The organism is Bilophila sp., from assembly GCF_057864385.1.
In genome coordinates, this window is sequence record NZ_DBMAFI010000096.1 from 1 (window position 1) to 10126 (window position 10126).

Sequence of the window (10126 nt, forward strand, 5' to 3'; positions counted from 1 at the left end):
TGCACTGGAAAACCTGTCAAAAAGGATTCGATAAAGTCAAAAATCTTTGAAGAGGAAGGGGTGGGGTTTGGGGAGGGGGAGGAGAAACTTTCTCTAGAAAGTTTCTCCTCCCCCTCCCCAATATTCCTCTAACCTCCCCTCTTTTCTATCATGGCGTTTCCCTGAACCGTTCGCGTATGATGGCGGAAAAAGGAGAATCCCATGCCCGTCACATCCGCACTCGGCAATCAGGCGAAACTGCTCTGGCAATTCCTCGGTTTCTTCCAGAAACCCTACATGCGGTTCCTGCACGCAATCATCGCCGCCTTGGTTATCCTGCAAATCCTGAGCAGCTTCGCCATGCATATGCTTCCGTCCGGGCAGATCAATCCCGCCCTCAGCAGTTGGCTGGCCTCGTGGTATCATATCCTGTCAGGCCTGCTCGTTGTCATCGTCAGCCTGCTGCTTGCGGCGGACAGCCTCACGAAGCGCGGCTTTCATTACTTCTTCCCCTACCTCTGGGGCGATACGGAACAACTCAAAAAAGACGTTCAGGCCAGCTTGCGCTTCAAGATGGTTCCGCCGCGCCCGAAGGGGTTGGCAACCACCGTGCAGGGGCTTGGGCTCGGCGCCCTGCTGCTCGTCGTGCTGAGCGGCCTGATCTGGTTCATCCTCTGGCTGAACGGCTCATCGTTCGCGGGGCCGGCGCTGGAAACCCATAAGAACCTGTCATTCCTCATCGAACTCTATTTGATCGGGCACGGCTGCATGGCCCTGCTCCACTTCTTCGTCTGGCAACGCAAGAGGGCGCGCCAAATGTGATCAGCCCTGTTTCCCGCCCGTACCGGGTGGGGACGGGCCGCTTCTCCCTGCCCAAATGTGATCAGTCCTGCTCTTGCCCGTACCGTTTGAGCTTGGTGTGCAGGGTCTTGCGGGAGATGCCCAGCCGCTTCGCCGCTTCGCTCTTGTTGTCGCCAACACTGTCCAGCATACGGAGGATGGCTTCGCGTTCCACGTCCTCCAGCGTCGCCCCCTCCAGAGGGACGGACAGCGCTGACGGTTCCGTGCCCTCCTCTTGCCCGTACGCCTGCGTTACGGCAAGCGGCAGTTCGCGTTCCGAAACGTAGCTGCCGAACAGCAGCACCACGGCCCGCTCCACCGCGTTCTCCAGCTCGCGGACATTCCCCGGCCACGGGTATTTGACCAGCATGTCCATCGCCTTGGGGGTAAACCCCTTCACATCCTTGCGGTTCCGCTCGCCGAAAACCTTGAGGAAGTGCTCCGCCAGAAGGGGGATGTCCTCGCTCCGCTCCTGAAGGGACGGAACCTGTATGCTGACGACATTGAGCCGATAATACAAATCCTCGCGGAAGCGCCCGGCCGCGACCTCATCCAGCAGGTTGCGGTTCGTCGCCGCCACGATGCGCACATCCACCTTGAGGGTGGCGTCGCCTCCCACGCGCTGGATCTCCCGCTGCTGGATGGCCCGCAGGAGCTTGACCTGCATGAGCAGGGAAATTTCACCGATTTCATCCAGAAACAGCGTTCCGCCGTCCGCCTGCAGGAAACGCCCGTCCCGGCGCTTGTCCGCGCCCGTGAAAGCGCCTTTCTCGTGCCCGAACAATTCGGACTCCAGAAGGCTTTCGGTCAGGGCCGCGCAGTTCACCGCCACCCACGGGCCGTCCTTGCGCTGGCTCTGGTTGTGGATGGCCCGCGCCACCAGCTCCTTGCCCGTCCCGGACTTGCCGTTGATCAATACCGTCGCCTCCGAAGGGGCCACCGTATGGATCATCTCCAGCATCCTGCGGACGGCGGGGCTGTTTCCCACAATCCCCTCCACCGGGACGGGGAAACGCTCGCCGGGCCGGACGGCCTCGCTGTGTTCCAGCGTTTTGAACAAGGTGGACTTGAGCAGATCGAAGTCGAGGGGTTTGATGAGATAATCCACGGCCCCGGACTTCATGGCCTCCACAGCGGATTCCACGGCGGAATACGCCGTCATGAGCACGACCGGCACAGCCGGGTTGTACTTGCGGATTTCCTTCAAAGCCGTGATGCCGTCCATGTCGGGCATACGGATATCCATCAGCACCACGTCAAAAGGCCGTTCGCATACCCGCGCCACAGCCTCCTTTCCATCCCCCGCAGACGTGACGGCCAGCCCCCAGCGGCCAAGGAGCGCCTCAAGCATCCCGCGATGCCCCGGATCGTCATCCACCACAAGAACCGTATGTGAACCTTTCTCAGCCATGCCACTCCTCAAATGATTCTCGATCAATCGGTATATACAATCCCAACAAAACCTTCCCTTCCGCCACATTATGAACTTCATAAAAAACCGGAAAAACGGAGGGGATTCAACAACATCAAAACGCTTGGGAAAGGAGGGTCGGGGCCGGGGAGGGAAATCTTTCCGAAGGGAGCTCCCCTCCCCCGTTTTTCCCCATCCCCGCCTACGCCACAAACGGAAAACGGAGCTTGAACACCGTACCCTCGCCGGGCGTGCTGGCGACCTCAATCGTGCCGTCGTGCGCTTCCACAATCTTGTGCACGATGGAAAGCCCCAGCCCCGTGCCGCTGGCCTTGGTGGTGAAATAGGGGCTGAAAATATCCGCAAGGCGTTCGGGGGCAATGCCGCACCCCGTATCCGCAACGTCCAGCGCCAGCTCGGTGCCTTCCATCCGGGCCCACACCCGCAGCTTACCGCCATCGGGCATGGCCTGTACAGCATTGAGAAACAAATTGAGCAGCACCTGCGTCATGCGATCCCGATCCAGCCGCACGGAAAGCGGAGGCTCCGGCAGTTCGGCCTCAAACCGGATCTTGTGGGCGTCCATATCCGACCGCACCATATCACGGGCCCGCTCCACAAGCTCGTTCAGCGCGACATCGGTCAGGTTCAGCACATCGGGGCGCGCAAAATCGAGGAGGTCGCCCACCACCTTGTCCAGACGGAGCACTTCTTTCGTCATGATGTCGGCCATACGGCTTTCGTCGCTTCCTTCGGGGCTTGCTTCCATGAAGAAACGGGCCAACCCCTTGATGGCGCTGAGGGGGTTGCGGACTTCATGGGCGATGCCCGCCGCCATATTGCCGAGGGCCACCAGACGATCCCGCCGCCGCAGTTCGCTCTGGAGGCGCCGGATTTCCCCAAGATCGCGCATGATCAAAGCCGTGCCGATGGCTTCGCCTTCCTCGGTCACAATATGCGAGGCGCTGATCGCCAACGGAATCCGGCGTTCACCGACCGTACACCAAGCCTCCTGCTCCCTCGCGGCTTCCTGAGCCGTCCGCCCTTCAAGCACGGCCCAAACGCCGGGCAGCAGGTCATGGAGGCCCCGCCCCGTCGCCGCCGTCCGGTGCAGCCCGGTAATATCCTGTGCGGCGGGGTTGATGGATGTAATGCGGTCGTCCATGTCCGTGGAAATGATGCCCACCGGCAGCGTCCGCAGGATTTCCGAAGAAAAGGCAGTCGTTTCCTGCACGAGCTTGCGCGAACGCCGATAGCTCTGGATCAGGAACAGCGTAATCCCCCCTACCAAGCCCACGAAGACGAGGATGCCAAACATGACCGCCATATGCTTTTCATCGGCAGCCTGCGCCTCCTCAAGGGGGGTGAGGTCGTACTCGACGAAAATAACCAGCGATGTGCCCTCGGCAATGCTCTCTTCCAACATGCCGCACGAGCCGCCCATCCCGCGCCTCATCATCCCGTGCCCGCCGCCATGCCTGCGGCGTTCGCCCAGAGGGACGGAAAACTGCTTGTACACTTGGAATACGGGCATCCCACCGGGCAATTCCGTCGTATTCCATTTGACCTGCCGGGCCGGATCGAGCTTTGCCAACACTTCCGGAGGCAGGAAGCTCGTGCCGATGAGCCCGGTATCCGCCGCCATCAGTACCGTCCCGTTGCGGTTGGTGATCACCAGTGAAATGATGTCCGGCTGCTCCCCAACCTTATTGAGCAGATCGCTCAGCACTTCATCAGACCAGTGGTAACCCATGCCAGTCCGCAGCGCACCTTCCAGCGCACTGATGAGCGCCGCCCCTTTTTCAAGGGTCAGTTGGGACGTGAAATCCGATTCGCGTTTGGCGTTGTGCAGCCCGAACACCACAATCCCCGCTGAAAACAGCAAGGCACAGAGCATGACGAACCACGGGAACAGCGTGAGCCACCGGGGCATTTTCTTTAATGACGACATATACACGTGAATATCCTTTTGCGGAGCGGCATCCGGCTGACGATACCCGGCTGCCGGATCTTGGGATCCGAATTTTTTTGAGGTACAGCAAAAACCATTCCCGGATTGAAGCCACTTTCGGCCCCATGCTCCGCAGGTTCCCCGGCGTACCCATCCCGCCTCCGGCTGGGAAGGCATCCATGCTGAAGGCGCCGAAGTTGATGAAGCGTACCTCCCCTGCCTCCGGCTGGGAAGTGTGACGTTTTTACACACTCGGAAACGCGTTGTGGTTCCATTCTACCCACTCACGGGGCCGCCCGTGAAGTGCCGAAGAGCGTATTTTTATTTTAATAAATAAAATCCATATGTTATAAAATACTATGTACTTTGGCACGCCTGTTGCTATACTCTTGGCAAGCCGTTTGGCTTCAACCTTTCAATCAACACACCATTACTGGAGTACACATTATGAAGACTCGCGCCCTTATCGCCGCTTTTGCCCTTTCCGCCCTCGTCCTCGGTTCCGGCGTATCCGCTTTCGCCTACAACGGGTACCACCACTATGGCAACCACGCCGGGATGTCCGCGCTCTCTCCCGAAAACCAGAGCGCCTATGATGCCATGATGAAGGACTATTACAGCCGCGTGTCCCCGATTCAGGACAAGCTGAACGCCAAGGGCATTGAGCTTGACGCCCTGTCCCGCAACCCCAACGCCAAGCCCGAAGCCATCTCCAAGCTCGCCAATGAAGTGGCGGAACTCCACTCCCAGCTCCGCGCCGAACGCATGGCCCTCGGCGACAAGATGGAAAAGGAACTCGGCGTCCAGCCCAGCCGCGGCATGATGGGCTGCGGTATGATGGGCTACCGCCACGGCGGACATCACGGCGGTGGTCATGGCGGACACGGCTGCGGTTACGGTTCCAGCTACAGCTACTAGCCTCCAAGCTCCCGGGGAGGCTTCCTCCCCGGAGCGGCCCCCCCGATATCTTACAGGCGCACGGGCCGCAGGGGCCGGTTCCGCCTTCCGCCCCAACCGGAACATTTGCGGCCAACCGCTTCACCATATATTCCGCATCATCGCAACGAATTTATGTTTGGCTGTGTTATAAAAAATGGTTGATGCTTTTTTCCTTGAAGCTCCAAAGGGATAACCGGCAAAATGCCTTATCCGTAGCTCCCGCCAAGAGGAAAACTGGAGAAAAAGCCTGTATTTTCAATGTACTGCGGAGATGAAACAACCACAAACTATAACAGAGCCTTATGTTTTCCCACACAACCTCTCAAACACCAGCACAGGAGCACATATTATGAAGACCCGCGCCCTTATCGCCGCTTTCGCCCTTTCCGCCATTGTCCTTGGCTCCGGCGTGTCCGCTTTCGCCTACAACGGGTATCACAGCTACGGCAGCCACGCCGGGATGCCCGCGTCCTCTCCCGAAAACCAAAGCGCCTATGATGCCATGATGAAGGAGTATTACAGCCGCGTATCCCCGATTCAGGACAAGCTGGACGCCAAGGACATTGAGCTGGAAGCCCTGTCCCGCAACCCCAACGCCAAGCCCGAAGCCATCTCCAAGCTCGCCAACGAAGTGGCGGAACTCCGTTCCCAACTCCGTGCCGAACGCATGGCCCTCGGCGACAGAATGGAAAACGACCGCGGCATGGCGGGCTACGGCATGATGGGCAACGGCAGGGGCTACCACCACGGCGGGCGTCATGGCGGTCATGGCGGACACGGCGGCTACGGTTCCAACTGCAACTACTAGACCTCCGGGTTCCGGGGAACCTTCCCCCCGGAACGGTGCGCCTGATACGCCATCAGGCGCGGGGGCCGCATGAGGGCGGCTTCCGCCTCCCGCCCCAACCAAGGATATATGCGGCAGGCCGTTCATCATCTTCCCGAATATTTCTTCAACAACCTCACTTCCGCACCAAGGCCGAGGAGGACTGCCTCCCTCGGCCTTGGCGTTTTGCGCACGGTTCTTTGCGGTAAGGAAAAGGCATGAACGCATGGAGCCGGGCGCGAAACGCCACGGCAACGGCTTTTCTCCCCCGGAGGGGAAGACTCACTTTTTCGGCAAGGCTCACCGTTTCGCCAACAACAGCCAGACCTGCCCCTGATTGTAAATAGCCATGGCCTGGCGGTGGGCTTCTTCACCCTCCCCGGTGTACATGTCGATGCGCCGCAAACGGATCGCTCCACCGGTATCATGCGCGAAGCCGAGCCCTCTCCTGATGCCCTGCCGCCCCGGAAGCGCGTAGGAAACGATGCCGCCAAGCGGCAGGACGCGCGGATCGACCGCCATGCTGACCCACGGCGTCAGTTCGCAGCCAGCCGTCCCTTTCGGATGCTCGGCACCGAACCGGAAAAAGACGTAGCCGCTGGAAGCGTTCAAAAAGGCCCTGCGCTTTTGGGGATGGCTGTCCCACCACCGGCGGATCCCCTTCATCGAGGCCTTGCTGCGCGGAAGTTCCCCCGAACGGATCAGGTAGCCCGCCATGCTCTGGCCCGAATGCCCATTCAGCCCCGCGAACAGGGCGGCCTGCTGCGTCCCGTCGTCAAAAGCCAAAATGCCGGAGCCTTCCAGCATCAGATCATACGTCTCCACCGGATGCCCCAGCCATGCCATTTCCAGATTCCGGTTTTTGAGTGCTCCATCCAGATCGATGGCCGCCCGGCTGTAATACGGATCTTCCGGTTTGATCACCTGCAAAAAGGCTTCCTCAGGGCAACTGTGCGTAGGCAGGCACCACGCCAGATCCGGGGCGAGCTCTTCCGGAAGGCGGTAGATCGGATATTCGTATCCCGGCTTGCGCGTCCGGCTGGCCTGCAAAACCGGCGAATAGTATCCCGTAAATTTGACTTCAGGGGTGACGCCCAGCCACCGGAACCCCTCTTCCAGCAGTTCGGGCTGGACGTCGAGCCGCGGCAGTATCGCCTTCAGCTTTTCCAGCGACGCAACCACCTCTCCCCATGTGATCCTGATTCCGCTGTGCTCGGCGGCCCGCTCGTCCGGTTCCCAGCTCCGGGCATACGCAAGGCTCCGCTCCAGTGCGGGGGCCAATTCCATCCACGAACGCAGCCCCATAGACGCCTTATCCATACGGGCGATCTGCGCACGCGCCTGTTCCGCCGAGGCCTGCCGGAACAGCGGGGCCGGGGTATCCAGCGCTTCGACGGCGGGATGGGGCAGCCGCCGGATCTCGGAAGAGGCGGTTGGGGCAGGGGCGGGGAAAGGCTTGGGGGCGGGTTTGGCCCCGCATGCGGCCAACAGGACGGCAAGGCACAACACGAATGTTTTCAACATGGATTCCTCATTGCGTGAAGGGGCGCGCCCTCTGGCCTATTCCCCTCAAAGGGAACGGCGGCGCACCGGTACGCATATGCCCGGAACCGGATTCACCGGGTGTGATAATAATGAAATTTTCCCCTGCAATACGGTACATGCCAGAGGGTCCCCTTGAAAAAGGGACGTCCCGCACCGCCGCTGAACGGTGCGCGGCCACCATAGAACCAAGCTCCCGAATACGCAACGCAGGAAGACAACGATGGAAACGCTGATGCAGGCTTTGAAGGCGATCAACGACGTGATCTGGGGACCGGGCATGCTGATCTTGCTGATCGGAACGGGCCTCTACCTTACCGTAGGGTTGCGTTTCTATACGTTCCGCAACATTTTTTCAGCGTTTTCCATGCTCTGGAAGGGCAGGAGCTCCTCGGCGGGCGACAAGGGCGAGCTGACGCCGTTCAATGCCCTGATGACGGCCCTCGCGGGGACTATCGGCACGGGGAGCATCGTCGGCGTGGCTACGGCCATCCTTTCGGGCGGCCCGGGCGCGCTGTTCTGGATGTGGTGTACCGCCATGGTGGGCATGGCGACCAAGTTTTCCGAAATCCTGCTTGCCGTCCACTACCGGGAAGTGACCCCGGCGGGGAACTTCGTGGGCGGGGCCATGTACTTCATCAAGAACGGCCTCGGTGAAAAATGGAAATGGCTCGGCGGGCTGTTCGCCATTTTTGCGGCGATAACCTGCTTCGGAACCGGCAATGCCGTGCAGACCAACGCCATTTCCGGCGTGCTCTGGGGAACCTTCGGCATCCCGACATGGATCACGGCACTGATCCTGTTCCTGCTGATCGCTTCCGTCCTGCTGGGCGGACTGCGGCGCATCGGCAGCGTTGCCGGGAAAATAGTGCCTTTCATGGCGGCCCTGTACACTCTTGCCTCGCTGCTCATCATCATTTTGCACATCAAGGAAGTGCCCGCGATGTTCCTGCACGTCATTGAGGAAGCCTTCACGCCCACGGCGGCGCAAGGGGGCTTTGCCGGGGCCACGGTCATGATGGCCGTCAGGTTCGGCATGGCGCGGGGCATCTTCGCCAACGAAGCCGGGCTCGGCAGCGGGCCCATCGCCCACGCCACCGCGACCTCCACCCCGATCAGGCAGGCCACCATTGGGATGCTCGACGTGTTCATCACGACTATGATCGTGTGCAGCATGACTGGCTTCGCCATCCTCGTCACCGGGGAATGGACAGCCCTCGGCGCTCAGGGCGCTTCGCTGACCGCGCGGGCCTTTGAAACCGCCCTGCCGGGCGCAGGCTCGTCCATCGTAGCTATTTCGCTGGTCATGTTCGCCTTTACCACCATCCTCGGCTGGTGCGTGTACGGGGAACGCTCCGCGATATTCCTGTTTGGGGATCGGGCGCTGAAGCCTTTCCGCGTCCTCTATACCATCGTCGTGCCCATCGGCGCACTAGCCCAGCTTGATCTGGTCTGGATTCTTGCCGACACCTTCAACGCACTGATGGCCTTCCCCAACCTCATCGGCGTGCTTCTGCTGAGCCCTGTGGTGTTCAAAACCGTACGTGAAAACAATCGCCCTTGAAGGGGTGTATCAGTGTTGGTTTATTCGGGGAGGGGAGGGAGAAACTTTCTAAGAAAGTTTCTCCCTCCCCTCCCCGAACCCCACCCCTCCCTCTTCAAAGATTTTCGCGTTTATCGAATCCCTGTTCACGGCATTCCCTGTGTGAGAGGATCTGTGCACCCATGCGTGAATTCAATTACCTGTCTGTTACGGCGTTCCCTGTGTGAGTGGGCCTGTGGATGGTTTAGCAGTTTAGTTTATTGTAACAATAGGTTATTTTTTGCTTGGCTCTGTTATAGTATGTGGTTGTTTCATCTCAATAGTGCGGTGAAAATACAGCCTTTTTCCGGTTTTCCCCTTGGCGGGATTACGGCTAAGGCATTTTTCCAATTATCCCTTTGGAACTTCAAGGAAAAAAGCGTCAACCATTTTCTATGACACAACCTTTTGCTTCATGTTATTCAAGAGGCTGTGCCATAAAAAACGGTTAATGCTTTCTTGAAATTCCAAAGGAATAGCCAGCCAAATGCCTTAACCGTAGACTCCCCCAAGGAGAAATCTGGAGAAAAAGGGGGCATTTTCACCGTGCTATGGAGATAAATCAACCACATACTATGACAGAGCCCAATTTTATACTATGATGGAGCCATTCAAGATAGATGCTGGGGAAACCATCTTTCGTCGTTGGGCCCGCCAGCAGATACCTTAACCGAACGTGATGACATCAATTACTATAGGCCCTGCCGCAGAATGTGGTTGTTTGCTCTCCACAGGATGGTAAAATATATCCTTTTTCTCCAGTTTTTTCGTTGATGTGCTCTATTGCTGAGATGTTCTATTGTTTTTTCCTTTGGCTGTGTCATAGAAAACGGTTGATGCTTTATTTCCTTGAAATTTCAAAGAAATAACCAATAAAATCCCCCAATCACAGAGCCCACCAGCGGAAAATTTTGAGAAAAAACATATATTTTCAGTATATTGCTAAAACAAAACAACCATGTACTATGACAGAGCCTTTCCTTTTAATTTTTAATAAAGAAAGCATCAACCATTTTCTATGACGCAGCCTTTTTTAAAGAATATGACAAAAAACAA

The 10126-nt window shown here is 58.3% G+C and carries 8 protein-coding genes; 5 read left to right on the plus strand and 3 right to left on the minus strand.

Annotation, left to right across the window (positions count from 1 at the left end; translation table 11 throughout):
- Positions 1-201 precede the first annotated feature (201 nt).
- Positions 202-801, plus strand: a complete 600-nt coding sequence (locus ACZM8Y_RS16915) for a cytochrome b/b6 domain-containing protein (RefSeq protein WP_302554676.1) — start codon at positions 202-204, stop codon at positions 799-801.
- A 61-nt stretch (positions 802-862) separates the two neighbouring features.
- On the opposite strand, the gene ACZM8Y_RS16920 is transcribed toward ACZM8Y_RS16915, so the two are convergent.
- Complete coding sequence (locus ACZM8Y_RS16920) at positions 863-2230, minus strand: sigma 54-interacting transcriptional regulator (protein WP_302554675.1); 1368 nt, start codon at positions 2228-2230, stop codon at positions 863-865.
- Positions 2231-2432: 202 nt separating this feature from the next.
- Positions 2433-4181 (minus strand): ATP-binding protein, encoded by a 1749-nt coding sequence (locus ACZM8Y_RS16925; protein WP_482334268.1) that lies wholly within the window; start codon positions 4179-4181, stop codon positions 2433-2435.
- Between ACZM8Y_RS16925 and ACZM8Y_RS16930 the strand changes: the two genes are divergently transcribed.
- From ACZM8Y_RS16930 to ACZM8Y_RS16940, 3 genes are all read left to right on the plus strand, one after another.
- The gene (locus ACZM8Y_RS16930; protein WP_482334266.1) at positions 4172-4420 is read left to right on the plus strand and encodes a hypothetical protein; all 249 of its coding nucleotides are present in this window, start codon (positions 4172-4174) and stop codon (positions 4418-4420) included. The genes ACZM8Y_RS16925 and ACZM8Y_RS16930 overlap by 10 nt on opposite strands.
- A 208-nt stretch (positions 4421-4628) precedes the next feature.
- Positions 4629-5099, plus strand: a complete 471-nt coding sequence (locus ACZM8Y_RS16935) for a periplasmic heavy metal sensor (protein WP_482334265.1) — start codon at positions 4629-4631, stop codon at positions 5097-5099.
- A 370-nt stretch (positions 5100-5469) separates the two neighbouring features.
- On the plus strand, positions 5470-5928 hold the full coding sequence (locus tag ACZM8Y_RS16940) for a periplasmic heavy metal sensor (protein ID WP_302554767.1): 459 nt from the start codon (positions 5470-5472) through the stop codon (positions 5926-5928).
- Positions 5929-6246: 318 nt separating this feature from the next.
- Here ACZM8Y_RS16940 and ACZM8Y_RS16945 read toward each other — a convergent pair whose 3' ends face one another.
- On the minus strand, positions 6247-7470 hold the full coding sequence (locus tag ACZM8Y_RS16945; protein ID WP_482334262.1) for an MltA domain-containing protein: 1224 nt from the start codon (positions 7468-7470) through the stop codon (positions 6247-6249).
- Positions 7471-7711: 241 nt separating this feature from the next.
- Between ACZM8Y_RS16945 and ACZM8Y_RS16950 the strand changes: the two genes are divergently transcribed.
- Positions 7712-9052 carry an alanine/glycine:cation symporter family protein gene (locus tag ACZM8Y_RS16950; RefSeq protein WP_479860122.1) on the plus strand — a complete coding sequence of 447 codons (1341 nt, stop codon included), beginning with the start codon at positions 7712-7714 and terminating at the stop codon, positions 9050-9052.
- The last annotated feature ends 1074 nt before the right edge of the window (positions 9053-10126 follow it).